Origin of the sequence: Sediminibacillus halophilus (assembly GCF_900103695.1) — a bacterium.
GTDB classification, from domain to species: Bacteria; Bacillota; Bacilli; order Bacillales; family Amphibacillaceae; genus Sediminibacillus; species Sediminibacillus halophilus.
The window spans coordinates 217,380-237,360 of sequence record NZ_FNHF01000003.1; the positions used below are offsets into that span (position 1 = coordinate 217,380).

The window sequence follows — 19,981 nt, forward strand, 5'->3', positions numbered from 1 at the left end:
AGCCACTCGAAATTATTAAGCTGTCGGAGAAAGGATTTGTTTTTGCTCTAATTGTGCTTTGGCTGCCTCATCGGCAGGCTTGTAGCCCTTCTCGATAAGCTCTTTTATGTAGATTTTGTTATAGACAAAGGAAAAAACTACCCCGCTTATCCAAGCCCCAATACCTAATGTGAAAGAACCAAGAATGGCCTCAATTATGAACATAATCGCCGCCCATTTTAAGTCCCCGCGGAATAAGGCCGGGAAAAATCCAAAAAAGAAAGTAGTCCAGCTAAACCCAACCTTTACTACTTTTGTTAAACCCGCTTCATTTTGCAGTGTTACTTTCATTCCAACTCCTCCTTTCGATTTTTTAAAAATAGAGTAAGAATGAGAAAAACCAAATAAGAAAAAAGAACTATGAATCCGGCAAACTGTACTCTATTTTTTCTAATAATACTACAAAATACCTATTCTGTTAACAATTATTTTCGACAGGAGGATGTTTTTTTCGCCAAAAGGCCAATTGAGCATGCGTCGGAAGCATAAATGTTTTCAAAGTTTCGTGAACAAGTAACCAGATTTGCCACGTATTATCAAAGCCGACTCGCTTTTAGCTTAATGCTCAGCCAATCAATAATGATTTATCATATTTAAGGATTAATAAGAAATAACTAAGGAAGGGCATAAAAAAGACAGGCCTGATAACACCAAGCCTGTCTTTGTTTTACCTGTTCAATACGCTTTCTTCCAACACCTCTGTTTTGTCTCCATACACCTTGGTGATATGCTGATCCCCCCAGGCACACAGTGCGTCGAGAATCCCTTCCAGGCTTTTTCCGTAGTCACTCAATTCATATTCGACTTTCGGCGGCACTTGGTTGTAAATAATCCGGTTGATCACGCCGTCCTCTTCTAATTCTCGAAGCTGCTGTGTCAGCATTTTTTGGGTGATATTCGGCATCAAGCGCTTCAGCTCGCTTGTCCGCTTTTTTCCATGGGTAAGGTGGCAAAGGATCACGCATTTCCATTTGCCCCCGATCACTTCTAATGTTGCTTCTACCGATATATTATACTTCTTTTTTCTCATTGTATTTTCTCCTTCCATAGGCACTAAAAAGTACCTACATTACTTTATGGTTCCTATATCACTTTAAAGTACGTACTTCCTATTTTTGTTTCTGTGTACCATAATAACATTTGCCGGCAATGATAGCCATCATTATTCAAATTCAAGAGGAGGAAAATATCCATGACAATAGAAAAAAAGCGTAGTGTATTAGCTTTGTTGGCTTTGGCGGTAAGTGCCTTTGCCATCGGGACTACGGAATTCATCAGTGTCGGTCTCCTGCCGCTAATTTCGGAGGATTTGCATGTTTCTGTCACGACAGCAGGATTGACCGTATCGTTATATGCCTTGGGAGTGACCTTCGGGGCACCGGTGTTGACGTCAGTGACCGCATCCATGTCACGTAAATCACTGTTGCTCTGGATCATGGTTGTTTTTATTATCGGAAACAGTATTGCGGCAAGTGCCACAAGTGTCGGGGTACTGCTTGCAGCCCGAGTGCTATCGGCATTTTCTCACGGCGTGTTCATGTCGATAGGATCGACTATTGCCGCTAACCTGGTACCGGAAAACCGCAGGGCCAGTGCTATCTCGGTCATGTTTACCGGGCTTACCGTCGCGACGGTGACTGGTGTTCCGTTCGGTACATTTTTGGGTCAGCAGTTTGGATGGAGACTCTCCTTTATGGCGATTGTCCTGATAGGAGTAATTGCCTTTATCGCCAACAGTATTTTAGTTCCGGCTAATTTGAAGACGAGTGCCAGGACATCTTTTGCCGATCAGGTGAAACTGGTGACGAACGGCAGATTGCTGCTTGTCTTTGTGATTACGGCTTTGGGCTATGGAGGTACGTTTGTCGTTTTCACTTATTTATCTCCATTGCTGCAGGATATAACCGGATTTAAACAAGGGACTGTGGCGGTACTGCTGCTTGTCTATGGTCTGGCAATAGCTGTTGGAAACATGATCGGCGGGAAACTGTCCAACAAAAATCCGATTACAGCTTTGCTGTTTATGTTCATCATTCAGGCAATCGTGTTATTCACGTTGACATTTACCGCTCCGTTCAAAGTGGCCGGACTGGCGACGATCATATTAATGGGCTTGTTTGCGTTTATGAATGTTCCCGGGCTGCAGGTGTACGTTGTCATGTTGGCGGAACGTTTTGTGCCAAGTGCAGTCGATGTGGCATCCGCCATAAATATTGCCGCCTTCAATGCCGGAATTGCGATTGGCTCCTATATGGGAGGAATCATAACCGACTCCATCGGACTGATTCATACTGGCTGGCTTGGCGGATTGATGGTAACCGCCGCTGTTCTGCTTACCGTATGGAGCAGGGCCTTGGAGAAAAAAGATCGTGTGGAGCAAATCGTACAGGAAGAAGCTTGTTGAGTATTATTAATCAATTATTTTTGATAAAACAGGAGGAATTAAAGATGACAAACCATTTACAAGCAGTGACAACATTGAACAACGGGGCAAAAATGCCTTGGCTCGGGCTTGGCGTATTTAAAGTGGAAGAAGGGTCGGAACTGGTGGAGGCTGTCAAAACAGCCATCATAGAAGGCTATCGTAGTATAGACACGGCCGCCATATATGGGAATGAAGCAGGCGTCGGACAAGGAATCAAGGAAGGAATAAAAGCTGCCGGTATCCGCCGTGAAGATTTGTTTGTCACATCGAAAGTATGGAACGACCATTTGGATTATGAGGGGACGCTTCAAGCATTTGAAACGAGTCTGGAAAAGCTGGGGCTGGACTATTTGGACCTGTATTTGATCCACTGGCCGGGAAATAGCAAATATAAACAGGTATGGAGTGCTCTCGAGACACTTTATAAAAAGGACCGCATTCGCTCGATTGGTGTCAGCAATTTTCAAATCCACCATCTGGAGGAATTAATCAAAGACGCAATCATCAAACCGGTAATCAATCAGGTTGAACGGCATCCGAAGTTGACACAGAAGGAACTTTTAGCCTTTTGCCAGCAGCATGATATCCAGCTGGAGGCCTGGTCGCCGCTTATGCAGGGACAGATTCTGGATCATCCAGTGTTGCTGGAAATCGCGGCAAAATATAATAAGTCCACGGCACAGGTTATTCTGCGTTGGGACTTGCAGCAGCAAATCGTCGTTATCCCTAAGTCGACGAAAGCACACCGGATCAAGGCGAATGCCGATCTTTTCGATTTTGAACTGACAAAAGAAGATACCGAACAAATTGATAATCTGAACGAAAACCACCGGGTAGGACCAGACCCGGACACTTTTGACTTTTAATGAAGAAAGGCTATAGACATGTGTCTATAGCCTTTTTTGCGCCTGAAGTGCTTCGTGCTGCTGCTCCACCAATCTTGAAACGATTTCCGCTGCCGGTAAATCCAGGGCCATCTGATAGCCTTGTCCAGCCCATAACGCCATTGCTTCCAAGTCTTTCGCCTCTGCTGCAGCTTTTCGAATCGGCTTGGTCATGTAGTGGACAAAAGGGTAGGCTGCAGGTGCAGCTTCGTCATTTTGCTGGATAAAGGCATTTTTCAGTCCACGGGCTCGCCTGCCGGTAAACGCTCGGGTGACAGTTGTTCCCGAGAAACGGTTGTCTGCAAGTGCCTGTTTATGCAGGGGCTTTGCACCGCTCTCCGGACAACGCAAAAAGGCAGTACCCAACTGGACCGCTTCCGCCCCCGCTATCAGCAAAGCAGCTATATCTTGTCCGTGCATGATGCCTCCTGCGGCGATCAAGGGAAGATCTACCTGCTGCTTGACCAGACGCAGTAAAGGGAGGAGCGAAAAGTCTTCTGTCTCATTGTTGTTTTGAAATGAACTTCGGTGGCCGCCGGCTTCAATTCCTTGCAAACACAAGGCATCTGCTCCTGCTTGAGCAGCTTCCGTGGCCTCCTCAGGCGAAGTGACGGTTACGATGACATAGCTGCCGCTTTGTTTCAATCTGTCCAGGACGCTCGGAGCAGGGCAGCCAAAGGTGAAACTGACAATCGGGATGTGCTCGTCAATCATTACTTCAAGCTTGGTCTCCCAGTCGTCGTCATCGTTTTTGGCATCACCGGGGGAGACAGCTAACCGCTTAGCTGTGTGTTCCAGTCTGCCCGCATAGTCATCGAGTGTTGTCGACGCTACTGTATCCTCGCTTGGAACAAACAGGTTTACCCCAAAAGCTTGGCTCGTAAGTTTTCGGGTTTGTTTGATTTCCTCCCGCACTTCCTGGCCAGTCTTGTACCCGGCAGCAAGAAAGCCAAGCCCGCCGGCATTGCAAACCGCCGCTGCTAAAGTCGGGTTTGCCGTTCCGCCGGCCATTGGTGCTTGTATGATCGGATGCTTAGAAAAGGATGATAGTCTCATTGTAATCCTCCTGTTTTTTAAAACGGTTCATCTAATACTTCTCTGTTTGAAGGGGAATTCCTTCAATAAAGAGAGTCTGACAACAAAAAGCCTGTCCACAACAAGCGTAGACAGGGTGCCATTACAATCATTATTCATTTGCAGTTTTAGCTGGTTTCGGTTTTCTTGCTTCCGTTTTGTCAATAATCGAGGTGCCGACCAGGTCGCCAGTGACATTGAGGGCAGTACAGCCCATCCCGACAAGGGCATCGATGGCTGTCAGCAGGCCGACTGCTTCCATCGGCAGGTTCAGCTGGGCGAAAACCGTGGCAATCATGATAATCCCGGCCCCGGGGACTCCTGCCGTGCCGATCGAGGCGAGGGTGCCGATCAATACAACCTGCAGCATATCCGTGAAGCTGAGCGGGTCACCGATTATATTGGCCGCAAAAACTGCAGAAACGGCGATTCGGATGGCTGCACCGTCCATGTTGATTGTTGCTCCAAGCGGCAGGCTGAAGCCGTAGAGGCTGCGTGACAGCCCTAAATTATCCGCGGCGTTCAAGGTCAACGGTAACGTACCTGAACTGCTTTGGGTGGCGAACGCGGTCAGCATCGGAGTCCGGGCCTGGGAGAAAAAGCGCCCCGGGTTGAACTTGGCCAGAAGTAGGAAAACGACATAGAGAAGGACTTGAGCTATTAAAGCGATATAAAGAACGGCAACCATATTGCCCAGCTCAAGTAACGTATCGATCCCCTGGCTGCCGACCGTGTTTGCGACAATCGCAAAAATACCAATCGGAACGTATTGAAGGATCACCTTCATGATGGTCAGTGTTGCTTCATTCAATCCGTTGATGACTTTGTAGACACTTTCCCCCAGTTCCGCATAGCTTTCTGAAGAACGAAGAGAAGAAATGGCGATCCCGAAGGCAAAAGCAGTAAATATGATTCCGAGCAGATTTAAATCCGTAAAAGCCGTGGCTATATTGTCCGGAACGATATTCAGCAAGACACTTGTCACGCCTGGGTTGTCCGGAACCTCGACCGCTTCACTGTTTCCCAGGGTCATCCCGGTACCCGGCTGGAAAACGCTGGCGATAGTAACACCGATGATAATGGCAAAGGCAGAGGAAACAATGTAGTAAAGGAACACTTTCCCGCCCATCCTTCCGAGACTGCCGGTTTCCGCTTGATTAATGCCTACCATCAGCGTAAACAATACTAAAGGAATAATCAGAAATTTAAGCAGACGGATCAACAAATCGCCAAGCGGTTCTAATATGGAAGCCTCATTGCCAAAAAGAAGGCCGGTTATGACGCCGAGTATAAGAGCAGTGGTTATTTTAACAATCAAGGATGTATCAAGGTAGACTCTCCATATTTTTTTCATCAAATGACTCCTTTGTTTGGATTCTATTATTACTCCTAGTAGATTACTGGGAATTTACGTTAATAACATACAAGACATATAGAATGGAGTCAAAAGCCCTGCTTTGCTTGCAAATGTCGCTTTTTAACGAAAAAATGAAGATCTAAGTAGTTGACAATATTTCCTTCATGCATATAATTTGGATTAGGTAAACTTTTTGTTATTAATGAAAAACAGGCAAAGGCGTTTTTTTAGAGTTAAATTTGCCCTTGGGAAAAATTAGTGGAGGTGGGAAATTTGAAGTGGACTCCGGTAGTGTTTTTGGGTGTATTGATGGTGGTGTTGTTCGGTTGTTCGGCTGGACAGGATGCTGTTGGAAGTGGAGAAGAAAAGGTTAAGGTAGTGACCACGATAGCCCAAATCGGTGATGTGGCAGCTCATATCGGAGGTGATAACGTAGAGGTGGAGAGCTTGATGGGTCCTGGCGATGATCCACACTTATACAACGCGGTCCAGGGGGATATCAAGAAATTGGATCAAGCGGATATCATTTTTTACAATGGGCTGCATTTAGAAGGGCAGATGGGAGAAATCTTTAGAGAAATGCGGCAGAAGAAGCCTACTGTTGCTGTTGCGAAAGGAATACCGGAAGACCAATTATTGACGGACCCTCAGAATCCGGGCATTATTGATCCGCATGTTTGGTTTGATATTGCTATTTGGAAGCAGGCTGCGGAGGCGATACGGGACGAATTGATTGAAATCGACCCAGATAATGAGACCGCTTATGAGCGGAACACAGTGGATTATCTAAAAGATTTAACAGAATTAGAGGACTATGCACAGGAACGCATAATGGAGATACCTGAAGAGAGCAGGGTTTTGGTAACCGCGCATGATGCCTTTAACTATTTCGGTAATGCTTTTGGCTTCGAAGTGATCGGTCTTCAGGGACTTAGCACAGAATCGGATTATGGCTTGACCGATATCCAGCGGATTATCGATGTATTGGCGGAACGCAATATTAAAGCAGTTTTTGTGGAGAGCAGCGTTTCTGAAAGATCAATCAATGCAGTGGTCGAAGGGGCCGGGGAAGCGGGGCATGAAGTCAAAATCGGCGGAGAACTTTATTCAGATGCTATGGGCGAAGAAGGAACAGTCGAGGGTACCTATCTGGGGATGTACCGACACAACATCGATACCATCGTGGAATCTTTGAAATGAGGTGGGAACCATGGATGCAATAACAGTTAGCGGTATGACAGTGGTGTATGATAAGCAGCCGGCATTGGAAAACGTTTCTTTTTCGATACCGGAAGGCTCGTTGACCGGGGTTATCGGGCCGAACGGAGCAGGGAAGTCAACGCTGATCAAAGCAGCCCTTCAGTTAATCCCTGTCCGTAGTGGAACCGTTGAGGTTTTTGATCAGCCTTATAAAAACCAGAAACAGTTGATTGGCTATGTCCCACAGCGGAGCGAAGTGGACTGGGATTTCCCTACCAATGCGCTTGATATCGTCCTGATGGGGCGGTATAGGCAGATTGGCTGGTTTAAACGTGCAAATAACAAGGATATTAAATGGGCGAGAGCCTGTCTGGAGAAAGTCGGAATGGAGGGTTTCGCAAAACGTCAAATCAGCCAGCTGTCAGGCGGACAGCAACAGCGTGTATTTCTCGCGCGTGCTCTTGCCCAGGATGCAAGCATCTATTTTATGGATGAACCATTTGCCGGAGTAGATGCTGCTACCGAGAAGGCGATCATTCAACTGATGAAGAATTGGAAACGACAGGGAAAAACCGTATTGGTGGTTCACCATGATTTGTCGACCGTAGAGGATTACTTCGATCATGTCTTGCTATTGAACAAGCGCCCAGTCGACTGCGGGCCGACTCAATCTGTTTTTACAATCGACAACTTGGAAAAAACATATGGAGGCAGTATCGCCTTCCTACAAAAAACAACACCAGCGGGAGGGCGATGAAAGTGGATTTCTTCTCGGTGTTAGGATTTGACGCCAATACGGAGTGGGTGTTGACAGGCAGTTTGCTACTCGGCTTCGCCAGTGGAACCATCGGCAGTTTTGTCTTGTTGAGGAAACAAAGCCTGATCAGCGATGCCATGGCTCATGCCACTTTACCGGGGGTTTGTATCATGTATATCCTCTTCCAGGTAAAGTCGATTCCGTTATTTTTGATTGGCGCAGCGTTGACAGGATTGTTGGCAACCCAGGCGATTCAACTGATCATTCACCGGTCGAGAATAAAAACAGATGCAGCGATCGGAATCGTCATTTCCGTCTTTTTTGGTTTCGGAATTGTCTTGTTGACCTACATCCAACAACACTTCGGGGGAAGCAAGGCAGGCCTGGATACCTTTATATTCGGTCAGGCAGCTTCCCTGGTCAAAAGTGATGTCCAAGTGATTACGATAGGTTCTCTAATCTTAACTATGATTGCGGCATTGTTTTTTAAAGAATTCAAAACAGTGGTATTCGACCCGGCATTCGCAAAAGGAATCGGCCTTCCCGTTCGACTGCTCGACAGTTTGCTGTTCAGCATGGTTCTGCTCGTCGTGGTTATCGGGATTCAAATGGTGGGAGTGGTCTTGATTGCTGCACTGTTGATCACACCGCCGCTTGCAGCACGCTTTTGGACGGAGCAGCTGGGAGTCATGGCCTTTTTAGGGGGAAGCTTCGGTGCGGTTTCCGGCATTTCCGGGGCTATTCTGAGTACAACCATCGACCACTTGCCGACCGGTCCGATGATGGTATTAAGTGCATCGTTTATTTTTTTCCTATCCTTTTTGTTCGGCAGTAAAAAAGGAATGCTCCCAAGGATGGTGAAGCTGCTATGAATTATACACTTTGGATTATTCTCACCGGTTGTTTGGTCGGTGTCACGTGTGGGATGAGCGGCGTCCTTTTGATGCTTAAAAAGATGTCGATGATCGCGGATGCCATCAGTCATACGGTGTTGTTGGGAATTGTCGGGGCCTTCTTTGTCAGCCAGTCGCTAAATGGCCTGCCCATGCTGATCGGCGCGGCGGTTGTAGGACTGGCAACCGCATTTTTCGTGGAATCCTTGCACCGATCCGGGATACAGTCCGACGCAGCCATCGGCGTTGTTTTCACATCGCTTTTTGCGTTGGGAGTTGTGTTAATCTCTTTTATCGGTGACCAGGTGCACCTGGATACAAAACATGCTTTGATGGGAGAAATTGCATTTGTGCCTTGGGATACATTGCAAATCAAAGGAGAGAGCTACGGACCAGTTGCTGTATGGATGCTGGGAACCGTCTTGGTTCTTAATCTGATACTGATTGCCGTTTTTTATAAAGAAATTAAAATTTCCACCTTTGACCCGCAATATGCTAAGTTGATCGGTGTACCGGTCGCTTTTGTCCACTACTTGCTGATGGGGATGGTCTCTCTATCGACTGTTGCTTCCTTTGACAGCGTTGGTGCCATTTTGGTTGTTGCCATGTTGATCGTTCCAGGTGCAACTGCCTATTTGTTGACGGATCGCTTCATCACATTGCTGTTAATAAGCGGTGTGGTCGGCATTCTTTCTGCTATGATTGGCTATGGAGCAGCAGTGTATTGGAATGTCTCGATTGCCGGTGCGATGGCAAGTGCGACAGGCCTCTTGTTTTTGGCGGCATTTCTTTTCAGTCCGAAACACGGCTGGTTAATGAAAAAGGCTAAGCAAAGGCGTTTGGCTGCTAACTCGTAGGTGATGTGGACGTGGAGACTGGGAGTTCGTCCCCCGGTCTTATTCGGCAATATCAACCAATTTTGTATCCGGAACGGTAGGGGAAACGGAGCTTTGATGCTTTAAAGTGTTAGGATCGCGCAACCGGGACTTGCTACATGGCGATACATTCAGTAGTATGGGTATAGGAAAAAATTAAGGAAACCTACTGAAATGAGGGTAACAAATGAACAAACAATCCATTTATGGATTAACTTTCGATCAACTGACGTCCTGGCTAACCGAGCATGGCCAGAAAAGGTTCCGTGCCAAGCAGGTTTGGGATTGGTTATATAAAAAACGGGTTACCGCTTTTAAAGATATGAAAAACTTGAATCAGGACTGCATTGAATTGCTGGAGGAGCACTTTGTCGTGCAGACATTGAAACAGGCAATCAAGCAGGAATCAAAAGACGGGACAATCAAGTTCCTGTTCGAGCTGCAGGACGGAAATCTAATTGAAACGGTATTGATGCGGTTCAATTATGGACTTTCTGTCTGTGTGACCACGCAGGTTGGATGTAATATCGGTTGTACGTTCTGTGCCAGCGGCTTGCTGCGGAAGAATCGCGACCTTTCCAGTGGCGAAATTGTCGAACAGATCATGAATGTCCAGCATCATTTAGATGGGGCAGGCAAGGATGAAAGGGTCAGCCACATTGTCGTCATGGGTATCGGCGAGCCGTTCGATAACTATACGAATATGATGGACTTCTTCCGGGTGGTCAATGACCAGAAGGGGCTTTCCATCGGGGCGAGACATATCACTGTTTCTACAAGCGGGCTCGCCCATCGGATCTATGACTTTGCGGATGAAGACATTCAAATCAATCTGGCTGTTTCCCTGCACGCTCCGAATAACGAGTTGCGCACAAAAATCATGAAAATCAACAAGGCATTCCCGTTGGAAAAACTGATGCCTGCTGTCGATTATTATCTTGAAAAGACGAATCGCAGGATCACCTTCGAGTATATCCTGTTAAGGGATGTCAACGACCATAAGGAAGAGGCGTTGGAGCTTGCCAGATTATTGAAGGATAAACGCCATTTATCCTACGTCAATCTCATCCCGTACAATCCGGTTGATGAACACAACCAATACCAACGCAGCACCAAACAGGCCATCCTCGATTTTTATGAAACGTTAATGGATCAAGGCATCAATTGCGGCGTCCGCGTTGAACAAGGCTCCGATATCGATGCCGCCTGCGGACAATTGCGAAGCAAACAAATCAAGAAAGACAAAGCGAAAGCGACTGTCTAAAAGGAAGAACCCGCCGAATCCGGCGGGTTCTTCCTTTTCCAGACAGCAAAAGTACTGGAATCGAGATAGAAAGGAACGCGAAGTGCCCTTCAGACAATTGACGAATAGTAATGGATGGCAGAGAAATGGCAAAAACTATTCATCTGGTTGATGAAGATTAGAATGCGGCTGGTGAACGGGAAATAAGGGCCTTTTTCCCGGCTAGGAAGTTTAAGATGAGTAGATAAGGGTCGAAAAGGTCCTCATCCAAGTAGAAAGTCGTTAATGGATTTAGACCCAGTCAAAAATGCTGCCGATTAGCCTGCCTATCCCTTTTACCAACCAAGCAACCAAACGGACAGGAAACGTGAAGATTTCCGGGATCCAAGTCAAAAATTCAAGAACATCCCATTTTTCCATTCGGTTGTCCGCTTTTCTGCGCTTATTTTTTCTCAAAAATCATCTCCCCCTTGTGCCTGGTAAACTTTGGTTTACTAAAGTATGCCCCTAGGCAGTAGCCACAATAATTCCACGCTTATTCCGGTAGCTCCCTGACCAGTTACAGTAAATACCGTACTGCTCATTGCCGCAAGGCAGGTTGAAAAGATATTTCATGTTTTCTATCCCTTCCCTCGAAACGGAATCCCATTTCACTTTCTTATATGTTAACAGATTTTTCTAAATAAATTACTCTTTTTGATTAGGGTTACAAAATAATTCCTATTTAAGTAAGCCTAATTTAGTGCGACTATCTGATTAAAATCATTAAAAAATAATAAAAGTTTTAAATTATTCGTTTATTAGGGCGTTTCCCTGGGAAGAAGAAAAATGTCCAATCTTTACATAAAGGGAGGAGTTTATTAAATGAGTGAGAACAAAAACCGGAAACAGGAACAGTTGGAACAGTTCAAAACGGATGACAAAGGAGAAAAACTGACGACCAATCAGGGTGTTAAAGTATCGGAGGATGAATTTTCGCTGAAAGCAGGTGAACGCGGCCCGACTTTGATGGAAGATTTCCATTTTCGTGAAAAGATGACGCATTTCGACCATGAACGGATACCGGAGCGGATTGTGCATGCCCGTGGTTTTGCCGCTCACGGAGAGTTTCAGGTTTATGAATCGATGAAGGAATTCACCAAAGCGGATTTTTTACAGGATCCTTCGAAGAAAACCCCCGTATTCGTGCGGTTTTCCACGGTTGCTGGGTCTCGTGGTTCTGGCGAACTGGCCAGGGATGCCCGTGGGTTTGCCACCAAGTTTTATACGGATGAAGGAAATTATGATTTAGTAGGAAACAATATACCGGTGTTTTTCATTCAAGATGCCATGAAATTTCCGGACTTGATTCACGCGGTTAAGCCTGAACCGCATAATGAAATTCCCCAGGCCGCGACAGCCCATGACACTTTCTGGGATTTCGTTGCTAATAACCAGGAGTCGGCTCATATGATCATGTGGGCGATGTCTGACAGAGCGATTCCGAGAAGCTTCCGCATGATGGAAGGTTTCGGTGTCCATACTTTCCGGTTCGTCAATGCAGAAGGAAAGGCCCATTTCGTCAAGTTCCATTGGAAACCTGTGTTGGGAACCCATTCAGTAGTGTGGGACGAAGCACAAAAAATCAACGGGAAGGACCCCGATTTTCATCGCCGCGATCTATGGGAGGCAATCGAAAATGGCGATTATCCGGAATATGAACTCGGTGTACAGATGATTCCGGAAGAAGAGGAATTCCGTTTTGACTTTGATATTCTGGATCCTACCAAAATATGGCCAGAGGAAGAGGTTCCGGTGAAGTTGATTGGAAAAATGACGCTGACCCGCAATACGGATAATTATTTTGCGGAAACAGAGCAGGTTGCTTTCCACCCGGGTCATGTCGTTCCGGGCATCGACTTCACCAACGATCCGCTGTTGCAGGGACGGTTGTTTTCTTATACGGATACACAGCTGATTCGGCTGGGCGGCCCGAATTTCCACGAGCTGCCGATCAATCGTCCAGTATGCCCGTTCCATAACAACCAGCGGGACGGTTACGGACGACAAACGATCAACAAGGGACGTGTCAGCTACCATAATAATTCGCTTGCTGCCAATACGCCGGAACCGGCTAGTGAAGAAGAAGGCGGGTTTAAGCATTACGAAGAAAAAGTGGATGGCTACAAAGTCCGGGCCCGCAGCGACAGCTTTAAAGACCACTTTTCGCAAGCGACATTATTCTGGAACAGCATGAGTGAAGCGGAAAAACAACATATGATCCAGGCCTTCAGCTTTGAGCTGGGGAAAGTGGAAAGCGAGTCTGTCCGGCAGCAGGTTGTCGACATGTTTGGTAATGTAAGTACCGAATTGGCGACTGAATTTGCGAAAGCAATCGGGGCCAATCCGCCGCAAGGAAAGGATACCGGCGTAACAAAAGCCTCTCCAGCCTTGAGCCAGGAAAACACGAAATTCAAAGCCGATACCCGCAAGGTTGCTTTGATTATCGGCCAAAACTTCAATGGCAAGGAAGTGAAGCCGGTTATTGATGAGCTGAAGGAAAAAGGACTGCAAATAGAAGTCATCAGTGACAGCCAGGGCAAGGTGACCGGGGAAGATGGTACCGAGCTGGACGTCGACCATACCTTCCTGACAGCGGACTCCGTATTGTTTGATGCGGTATACGCAGCAGGCGGAGAGGAAAACAAAGCATTTTATAAAGAGGCTGCCTATTTCGTAATGGAAGCATTTTCGCACTATAAACCGATTGGCGCTACGCATGAAGGCAGAAAGCTTCTGGAAGCAGACGAGATGAAAGACAGCCCCGGTGTAGTTTCAAGTAAAGATACGGAAAGCTTCGCCGAACAGTTCAGCAAGGCGATTGCCGAGCATCGCCATTGGGACAGGGAAGTTTTATAGAACACAGCCATAACCCAGGGGGTTTCACACCCTCTGGGTTACTATTTTGCCTTGGAAATCTCAGCGATTGTTTCTTTCGCCGGGATCCCGCTGTTAAGGCTGTGCAGCACCATTCCGCCAATAACGAGAAACACACCTGCAAAAGAAAGCAGGCTGGGCATTGCTGCATGAAGGAAGATGATTTCCCCGATTAAGGCAAACACAACCTCCCCAGACTGAGTGGCCTCGACGCCGGCCAATTTTTGATTGTCGTGTTTAACAAGATTGGTAGCATAGAAAAATAACCCAGTAGCGATGATACCGGACGAGACAGCAACGATAAGTGTCTGGACAAGCTGGTTGGAAGAAGGAGGACCGTGCGCTATAGCGCCGTATACGGAAAGGACCAGCCAAAAGGGCATACTGGCGATGGTCATACCGAGTATCCGTTGAAACGTGTTGAGCTCGTTGCCGACGACTTGCATCATCTTCCGGTTTCCTAAAGGATAACTGAAAGCGGAAAGAATTAACGGAATCGTACATAACCAGACACTTGTCAGAGGTACTGCTGAAGCGTGTTCGATCTGCATCAGGATAACGCCGCCCAGAATAATGGCGGAAATGAGCACACTTTTTACCGGAATGGATTGCTTTACTTCCGTCCCTTTTTCAAGAAATGGGACGAGCAGGGAACCGGCAATGATCGTCAGCTGAAAGGTTGCCGCGACCAGCCAGCCTGGACCATACACGGTGGCAAAAGCAATCGGAGCATAGAATAATCCGAACCCGACGGAGCTCCAGACAATCCAGGCTGTTGAATGGTTTTTAAGGTGGATCAAGACCGGCTTGATTTTTCCTTGGAGACCGACGATTGCAATTAACATAGGGAGCATAAAGAAGAATCGTAAAGAAGCGCTCCATACCCAGCTTCCGCCCTCCAGCTCCATAGATCGGTTCAGGATAAAGGTAACAGAGAAAAACAATGCCGCTAAGAGTCCGACCGCAATCACTCGCATCTATTTAACCTCCAGTGAATTTTCAGGTATGCGAACTATTTTACTACAACTTCCAGCGGAATGGGGGAGTTCCTGTGACTTTCCTTCCGGACGAAAAATTGGATACTATTTTGGCAGGAGGAGTAGTAGTCTTTTTCATCGCCAATCAACGGGTTTTCTTTTATCCAACCAATTATGTACACTGAAAAGAAAATTGGTAAATATTGCCAACAGTAGCCTTTATGTTATCTGTCCTTAATACTTTTCCGCGTGTACCATCTACATGAACTAATATGACATCAGCTTTACAATCTTGATTGACATAAACTGTTGAACCATCTGGACACTTTTTCTTATCCACTTGATAGGATAAAGTAGCTTGTGAACCTCCAAATGTTCAATATGCTGAGTGAGTCCACTTTATACCATGGTCACTTACTCCATACCAAACAACCGTTTCATTTTCACTTTGCTTCTTTCTGGTATAAGTCTTACCTTGTACAAAGTATTCGGCAGTCCACTGACTCTGTACTTCTTACTCTTACAACCCCTGAAGTATTCATCATCAATTTTTCAGCATTTACACCACTGATAGATTGAGTTTTCCTCGATTAAGCAAGGTTGTTAAACTGAAAAGGTACAATGAAGTAGCCCCGTAAGGTATGACCACCGACGTTTTTGATAATGTACAAATCCCATTCATCAGTTTTAGTACCTTTAGGAAAAGTTCATTTAGTGGTAAAAATACTTTAAGTCTAGAAATGCGGAAAATTGTTAAAATTTTGTTAATAAATTGAAAGAATTAGATGTCTATGTTACTTTGTGACTGTGTAAAAATATTCTAGATTAGGAGGGATTTACATGAGGAAAGTCTTGATCTCCGGAGTATGTGCCAGTCTGATTTTTAGTAGTTTTGCAGCTACACCAGCACTTGCCGCAAAGGAAGATGCAAATTCTGCAAAGGTTTCAATTGAAAAGTCAGGTAGTGAGATCGCTTACAGTCAAGAGTATATTCAAGAATTGCTAAATGAATCTTCGAGCCAATTTGATTTAGTCCTGCCATATAAAGAAGGTATAATTAAAGTTCCAGAGGGGTATACAACAACTTTGATTACTAATCCTGACACTAATGAATCCTTTTATAGAATTGGCAGTCAGTTTCAAACATTTGGATTGAAAAAGTGGGCTATAGTAAATGGGTTCCGTTATGGCGGAAAAGCATTAAGTACTGTATTAGATGTTGTCTCTGACTCTACAGCTACTTACATAAGAAAAAATTCAGGGAAAATAGCAGATGCTATTGACGATGCATCAGCTATGATTCATGGGGAAATTTACCAAGCTCTACTATCTGCAGGTGTTCCTACATTTTATGCAAGAAATATAGCTTGGGCTATTGATGCATTTCTCTTATAAGGGGCGTATAAAGTTTGACTGAAGATAATGAATATCAGAAATTACAAAGAGAAATAGATAAAGTTAAATTCCATAATAGAAGTCTCATGACTTTAATTGGTGTTTTAAACGAGGATAAGATGGAAAAAACTACAATTTATGAAGCTACTGTTCTTTACGACTTATCAAAAAAAGATTTAAGAGAGCTTAAAACACTTATCAAAAACTATGACGGTAATAATTTTGCTTTTGAACAAAAAGCTTTAATTATTAATCCTGTTTTTACAGTCGATAATTTGATATTTATCATAAAATCGTTTGTTAATACTAATATGTTTGTCAGTGAGGTTAATGGAATTTTAGAAAATTATGAGAACAAATAAATCGCGTATTATTTCAGGAGAGCATTCTCGTTTGGGAATGCTCCTTTTTTATGACCTTTTGTAAGCTTGAATGGACACTATCTGCCTCAAAATTAGTATTTCCTTAACATCTTCTATCATATTGTTCCCGGAACTCCTTTGCATTCATTTAACTTATTCCGTTATGAAAATTTGCACACACTTTTGGCACCAGTTTTGATGACAAGGTGCTAAACACTTACGCAGAAGGGTCCAGATACTATTTCAATATAGATGGTAATGCAGGAAAAGCCAAATTAATGGTATGAACATGTTCATGTGTATAGCAAATTGGGATTATCAGATATTCAAATTAAAAAAATGAATTTGACAAGTGTCTCCTGGGGAATCACTTCTCTTTGTTATGCTAAAAGTATCTTATTTTTTAAAGAGTTTAAGAAAACCATAAGGACAATCTGAACACCCAAGGGTAAACACATTAAAGAATATCACTCACGGTTTTGGTCTCAAAGGTGTCAGATAATTTTTTGATGTAGTTATAAACGAGAGTAATGTGGAAGATAATGAGTGATGATTTAGTTCTTTAATTGTTAAGAGATAGGAATTGAACTTAACACTCAACACTAGCCCTTGGATAGATTGAGGGTTTATATGTTTAGCTACACAGAGATCCAGGTATAGATTTGTTCAGATGAAATCTCCTTGGATAAGGGAGTTAACTGCTTTCAATAATACCCAAATATATATAATCTTGGCCTGTCTCGTCTCTATATAATAAATCTTCTTGTTGAAAATCACCTAAATCACTCAAATTAAAGTTAATAACTGAAATTTCTTCTTTATGAGTTATCATAACGAACTCTGCTTAAAAAAAATCGTCATTATTAAATTCTGTTATAATTTGAACAGGAAGGGTGATAGAGTGGAGGAATGCGTAAAGACCACCTATGTAGAAGTCATAGAAACCAAACAGGTTGGGGAGGGTATGCGGGTCTGTATCGATTTTGTCGATAGCCTGCAAGAAGAGGAAGGACTTTACATCGGAAATACCGGGCATGGTTATCTCAAAGTCTTGTCAGAAAACAGGCAATCGGATGGGTACCCGCCACGTCCATTCCGGATAAATTGTGGAGGATTTCATCAATATTTGTATCAGGAAAAGGAAAGCCAATACTTGCAGGAAATCAAACCAGGAGAATCCCTTACCGTGAGCAGTCCCCAGGGGGACAGGTCGATCTCGGTCGGCCGTGTGAAAATAGAAAGACGTCCGTTCATTCGCGTCTCTTGTCAAGGTGATGAAGGGATCGTATCGGCAACTTTACAGTCTTCTACGAGCGTATATGTACAGGAGGCGGAAAAAGGTGCTGTTTCTGTTCTGGATTTAAAAAAAGGAGACAGAATTGCCGGGAGAATGGATAAGCCAGGCAGGCACCTCGGAAAGAAAATCGACGAATTCATTGAGGAAAGATAAAACCGTTCATGAAAAAAACGTCATTATATGTGATAGGGTGAGCAAAATGAATGATCGACAAACCGGGCTATTGCGGTTCCTTCTTACCCGGGAAAATAATTATATTCAAGTAAATACACTGGCCCAGCACTTCCATTGCTCCGAGAAAACGATTCGCAATGACTTAAAGCAATTGGAGCAATTTCTGTTCGAGCATTCCCATGGGCATTTAGAAAAAAAGCCTGGCCTGGGGGTGTTGGTGAAGATGGAGGAGCCGGATAAATCACGTCTGTTCGATCAGTTACAATCGATGCAGCCAATACTTGAGCGAAAAACGGATCGGGACCGCAGGATGGAAATTGCGTACGAGTTATTGATAAAAGCCAAGCCGCTGACCACCGGAGAGCTTGCAGATAAGTATTTTTTAAATAAAGGAACCATTCGCCAAGACTTGGATAAAATTCGTGATTGGTTGAAGAAAATGAATGTCTCTGTCATCTCTAAGCAGAAAGTGGGGCATTCCGTCCATGGGGAGGAGAAAAATATCCGGCTTGCCCTCTCAGAACTGTCAAGGCTCGGCAGCCAGGAAGCAATGCCGATTGCGGCGTTTATGGAAACGATGTTCGCCGGTGCCGATATCCGGCTGATAAAAAAGGAACTCGATGACTTACAAATAAGACATAAGCTGTCCTTCACGGATGAGACGTTCGATCGGCTGACCATCCACGTTCTGGTCATGATTAAACGAGTGAAAACCAGACAGCCGATTTCCGTCTCAACGAAAGAAAAACAGATGCTGCAAGGGAAAGAAGAGCTTGAATGGGCAGCTGAATTTCTTAAGAAAATGGCAGCGGTTTTTGCCGTCCGGTTTCCGGAAGATGAAGTGTATTATCTCGCTTTTCATATCCTTGGGGCAAAGCTCCGTTATCAAACGGTACCCGGTAGCCATGCGGAAACTCCATGGACAAGCCAGGTTCCAATGGTAAATGAGCTGGTCGAAAAGCTGGTAGCACGGATGTCAGAAGTGACGATGATCGATTTTGCCGAGGATGATCAACTGAAAGAAGATCTCATCCTGCATCTCTCATCCACCGTCAACCGGATTACGTATGGACTGCCTGTCAAAAACCCGATGCTCCAGGATATTAAACAGATGTACCCATATATGTTTGATATGGTGATTTATATCGTGGAAGATATCAATGACCACTTTGATTTTTCTTTACCGGAAGAGGAAGCCGCCTATTTGACGATTCACTTTCAAACATCGATTGAACGGCTGCGTAATCAGCGCGTGGAAAAACTTCAAGCAATTGTGGTTTGCCATATGGGGGTGGGAGTATCCCAGTTGTTGCGGACGAAGCTGGAAGGAAAGTTTCCGGAGATCGAAGTTGTCGATAGTGTCGCGAAATATAATGTAAAACAATACCTTGCCGACCATCCAGTCGACTTTATCGTATCCACTGTACCAGTCGAGAAACCCGGTATTCCGGCGATTCAAATTTCTCCATTGATGGAAGAGCAGGAAATAGACAAGCTAGCTTCCTTTATCGGAAAGCTGCAGTCCGGATCAGGAACCAGGCAGGCCGTGACGGCACCGGGCTCTCATCTTGCCGAATTGATGGATCCATCCCTTGTGTTTCTGCATGTGGAAAGGGAACACCGCTACGAAGTCATCGAGCTGCTAGCCAATCGGTTGTTCGAACAAGGCTGTGTCGATAAGAAGTATGCGCACAGGGCCATCAACCGCGAACAACTATCCGATACGAATATCGGGGCAGGCATTGCCATTCCGCATGGCAGTCCAGACTTGATTAAAACCCCGGCGATTGCTGCTGCAACGTTAAAAGATCCGCTGGACTGGGGAGGAGGCAGGGTTTCACTCGTGTTTATGCTGGCAGTACCCAATGATCATCCAGCCGTCCGGGAAATTTTCAAAGAGTTGTCCGATCTTACCGAACAGCCTGGGAGAGTGGAACGGTTATTAGGGCAAATCGATGAGCAGCAATTTATTAGCTTTTTGTAAAAGCAATTACCTGAACGTGGTTGCTTTTGCTGTTATCCAGTTTACTTCCGTCCTGTAAAGGTGAAAGGCAGTACCGCGCCTGGAACCACCTGTGGTCTCCGTATCTTATCTTCACCGATTAATTGCATC

The 19,981-nt window shown here is 45.0% G+C and carries 18 protein-coding genes; 12 read left to right on the forward strand and 6 right to left on the reverse strand.

Annotated features, from left to right (window positions below):
* Positions 1 to 15: 15 nt before the first annotated feature.
* Positions 16 to 330: a hypothetical protein gene (locus tag BLR82_RS11620; protein ID WP_026568808.1), complete on the reverse strand. Its 315-nt coding sequence runs from the start codon at positions 328 to 330 to the stop codon at positions 16 to 18.
* A 376-nt stretch (positions 331 to 706) separates the two neighbouring features.
* Positions 707 to 1,069: a winged helix-turn-helix transcriptional regulator gene (locus tag BLR82_RS11625; protein WP_074599530.1), complete on the reverse strand. Its 363-nt coding sequence runs from the start codon at positions 1,067 to 1,069 to the stop codon at positions 707 to 709.
* A gap of 162 nt (positions 1,070 to 1,231) precedes the next feature.
* On the opposite strand from BLR82_RS11625, the gene BLR82_RS11630 reads away from it, so the two are divergent.
* Complete coding sequence (locus tag BLR82_RS11630) at positions 1,232 to 2,443, forward strand: MFS transporter (protein WP_074599532.1); 1,212 nt, start codon at positions 1,232 to 1,234, stop codon at positions 2,441 to 2,443.
* 44 nt (positions 2,444 to 2,487) lie between these two features.
* A complete protein-coding gene (locus BLR82_RS11635) occupies positions 2,488 to 3,330 on the forward strand; it encodes an aldo/keto reductase (protein ID WP_074600062.1) in 843 nt (280 codons plus the stop codon).
* Between the two features lie 24 nt (positions 3,331 to 3,354).
* Here the strand turns inward: BLR82_RS11635 and BLR82_RS11640 are convergent, their stop codons facing one another.
* Positions 3,355 to 4,404: an NAD(P)H-dependent flavin oxidoreductase gene (locus BLR82_RS11640; protein WP_074599534.1), complete on the reverse strand. Its 1,050-nt coding sequence runs from the start codon at positions 4,402 to 4,404 to the stop codon at positions 3,355 to 3,357.
* A gap of 130 nt (positions 4,405 to 4,534) precedes the next feature.
* Entirely contained in the window at positions 4,535 to 5,776 is a 1,242-nt protein-coding gene (locus BLR82_RS11645) for a dicarboxylate/amino acid:cation symporter (RefSeq protein WP_074599536.1), read from the reverse strand.
* A gap of 267 nt (positions 5,777 to 6,043) precedes the next feature.
* Between BLR82_RS11645 and BLR82_RS11650 the strand changes: the two genes are divergently transcribed.
* From BLR82_RS11650 to rlmN, 5 genes are all read left to right on the forward strand, one after another.
* A complete protein-coding gene (locus BLR82_RS11650; RefSeq protein WP_342721515.1) occupies positions 6,044 to 6,979 on the forward strand; it encodes a metal ABC transporter solute-binding protein, Zn/Mn family in 936 nt (311 codons plus the stop codon).
* A gap of 10 nt (positions 6,980 to 6,989) precedes the next feature.
* On the forward strand, positions 6,990 to 7,736 hold the full coding sequence (locus tag BLR82_RS11655) for a metal ABC transporter ATP-binding protein (protein ID WP_074599538.1): 747 nt from the start codon (positions 6,990 to 6,992) through the stop codon (positions 7,734 to 7,736).
* Positions 7,733 to 8,608 carry a metal ABC transporter permease gene (locus tag BLR82_RS11660; protein WP_074599540.1) on the forward strand — a complete coding sequence of 292 codons (876 nt, stop codon included), beginning with the start codon at positions 7,733 to 7,735 and terminating at the stop codon, positions 8,606 to 8,608. The genes BLR82_RS11655 and BLR82_RS11660 overlap by 4 nt, the downstream gene beginning before the upstream one ends.
* A complete protein-coding gene (locus BLR82_RS11665) occupies positions 8,605 to 9,486 on the forward strand; it encodes a metal ABC transporter permease (RefSeq protein ID WP_074599542.1) in 882 nt (293 codons plus the stop codon). The genes BLR82_RS11660 and BLR82_RS11665 overlap by 4 nt, the downstream gene beginning before the upstream one ends.
* 205 nt (positions 9,487 to 9,691) lie before the next feature.
* Positions 9,692 to 10,768, forward strand: a complete 1,077-nt coding sequence (gene rlmN / locus BLR82_RS11670; RefSeq protein ID WP_074599544.1) for a dual-specificity RNA methyltransferase RlmN — start codon at positions 9,692 to 9,694, stop codon at positions 10,766 to 10,768.
* A 270-nt stretch (positions 10,769 to 11,038) separates the two neighbouring features.
* Here rlmN and BLR82_RS21045 read toward each other — a convergent pair whose 3' ends face one another.
* Positions 11,039 to 11,203, reverse strand: a complete 165-nt coding sequence (locus BLR82_RS21045; protein ID WP_175486796.1) for a hypothetical protein — start codon at positions 11,201 to 11,203, stop codon at positions 11,039 to 11,041.
* Positions 11,204 to 11,611: 408 nt separating this feature from the next.
* On the opposite strand from BLR82_RS21045, the gene BLR82_RS11675 reads away from it, so the two are divergent.
* The gene (locus tag BLR82_RS11675; protein WP_074599546.1) at positions 11,612 to 13,645 is read left to right on the forward strand and encodes a catalase; all 2,034 of its coding nucleotides are present in this window, start codon (positions 11,612 to 11,614) and stop codon (positions 13,643 to 13,645) included.
* 41 nt (positions 13,646 to 13,686) lie between these two features.
* On the opposite strand, the gene BLR82_RS11680 is transcribed toward BLR82_RS11675, so the two are convergent.
* Positions 13,687 to 14,640, reverse strand: coding sequence for a DMT family transporter (locus BLR82_RS11680; protein ID WP_074599548.1), 954 nt, complete (start codon positions 14,638 to 14,640; stop codon positions 13,687 to 13,689).
* 840 nt (positions 14,641 to 15,480) lie between these two features.
* On the opposite strand from BLR82_RS11680, the gene BLR82_RS11685 reads away from it, so the two are divergent.
* The 4 genes from BLR82_RS11685 (at position 15,481) to BLR82_RS11700 (ending at position 19,852) form a co-directional block, all read left to right on the forward strand.
* The gene (locus tag BLR82_RS11685) at positions 15,481 to 16,035 is read left to right on the forward strand and encodes a hypothetical protein (protein WP_074599550.1); all 555 of its coding nucleotides are present in this window, start codon (positions 15,481 to 15,483) and stop codon (positions 16,033 to 16,035) included.
* A gap of 14 nt (positions 16,036 to 16,049) precedes the next feature.
* Positions 16,050 to 16,397: a hypothetical protein gene (locus BLR82_RS11690; RefSeq protein WP_074599552.1), complete on the forward strand. Its 348-nt coding sequence runs from the start codon at positions 16,050 to 16,052 to the stop codon at positions 16,395 to 16,397.
* A gap of 901 nt (positions 16,398 to 17,298) precedes the next feature.
* The gene (locus BLR82_RS11695) at positions 17,299 to 17,847 is read left to right on the forward strand and encodes a 3-dehydroquinate synthase II domain-containing protein (RefSeq protein ID WP_074599554.1); all 549 of its coding nucleotides are present in this window, start codon (positions 17,299 to 17,301) and stop codon (positions 17,845 to 17,847) included.
* Positions 17,848 to 17,893: 46 nt separating this feature from the next.
* Positions 17,894 to 19,852: a BglG family transcription antiterminator gene (locus BLR82_RS11700; RefSeq protein ID WP_074599556.1), complete on the forward strand. Its 1,959-nt coding sequence runs from the start codon at positions 17,894 to 17,896 to the stop codon at positions 19,850 to 19,852.
* Positions 19,853 to 19,981 lie beyond the last annotated feature (129 nt).

What these genes read in the sequence shown, in the direction of transcription:
- BLR82_RS11645 (WP_074599536.1), bottom strand. Translation starts at nt 5,776, where the DNA reads ATGAAAAAAATATGGAGAGTCTACCTTGATACATCCTTGATTGTTAAA.
- BLR82_RS11630 (WP_074599532.1), top strand. Translation starts at nt 1,232, where the DNA reads ATGACAATAGAAAAAAAGCGTAGTGTATTAGCTTTGTTGGCTTTGGCG.
- BLR82_RS11680 (WP_074599548.1), bottom strand. Translation starts at nt 14,640, where the DNA reads ATGCGAGTGATTGCGGTCGGACTCTTAGCGGCATTGTTTTTCTCTGTT.
- BLR82_RS11620 (WP_026568808.1), bottom strand. Translation starts at nt 330, where the DNA reads ATGAAAGTAACACTGCAAAATGAAGCGGGTTTAACAAAAGTAGTAAAG.
- BLR82_RS11665 (WP_074599542.1), top strand. Translation starts at nt 8,605, where the DNA reads ATGAATTATACACTTTGGATTATTCTCACCGGTTGTTTGGTCGGTGTC.
- BLR82_RS11685 (WP_074599550.1), top strand. Translation starts at nt 15,481, where the DNA reads ATGAGGAAAGTCTTGATCTCCGGAGTATGTGCCAGTCTGATTTTTAGT.
- BLR82_RS11625 (WP_074599530.1), bottom strand. Translation starts at nt 1,069, where the DNA reads ATGAGAAAAAAGAAGTATAATATATCGGTAGAAGCAACATTAGAAGTG.
- BLR82_RS11660 (WP_074599540.1), top strand. Translation starts at nt 7,733, where the DNA reads ATGAAAGTGGATTTCTTCTCGGTGTTAGGATTTGACGCCAATACGGAG.
- BLR82_RS11655 (WP_074599538.1), top strand. Translation starts at nt 6,990, where the DNA reads ATGGATGCAATAACAGTTAGCGGTATGACAGTGGTGTATGATAAGCAG.
- BLR82_RS11640 (WP_074599534.1), bottom strand. Translation starts at nt 4,404, where the DNA reads ATGAGACTATCATCCTTTTCTAAGCATCCGATCATACAAGCACCAATG.
- BLR82_RS11675 (WP_074599546.1), top strand. Translation starts at nt 11,612, where the DNA reads ATGAGTGAGAACAAAAACCGGAAACAGGAACAGTTGGAACAGTTCAAA.
- rlmN (WP_074599544.1), top strand. Translation starts at nt 9,692, where the DNA reads ATGAACAAACAATCCATTTATGGATTAACTTTCGATCAACTGACGTCC.
- BLR82_RS11635 (WP_074600062.1), top strand. Translation starts at nt 2,488, where the DNA reads ATGACAAACCATTTACAAGCAGTGACAACATTGAACAACGGGGCAAAA.
- BLR82_RS11700 (WP_074599556.1), top strand. Translation starts at nt 17,894, where the DNA reads ATGAATGATCGACAAACCGGGCTATTGCGGTTCCTTCTTACCCGGGAA.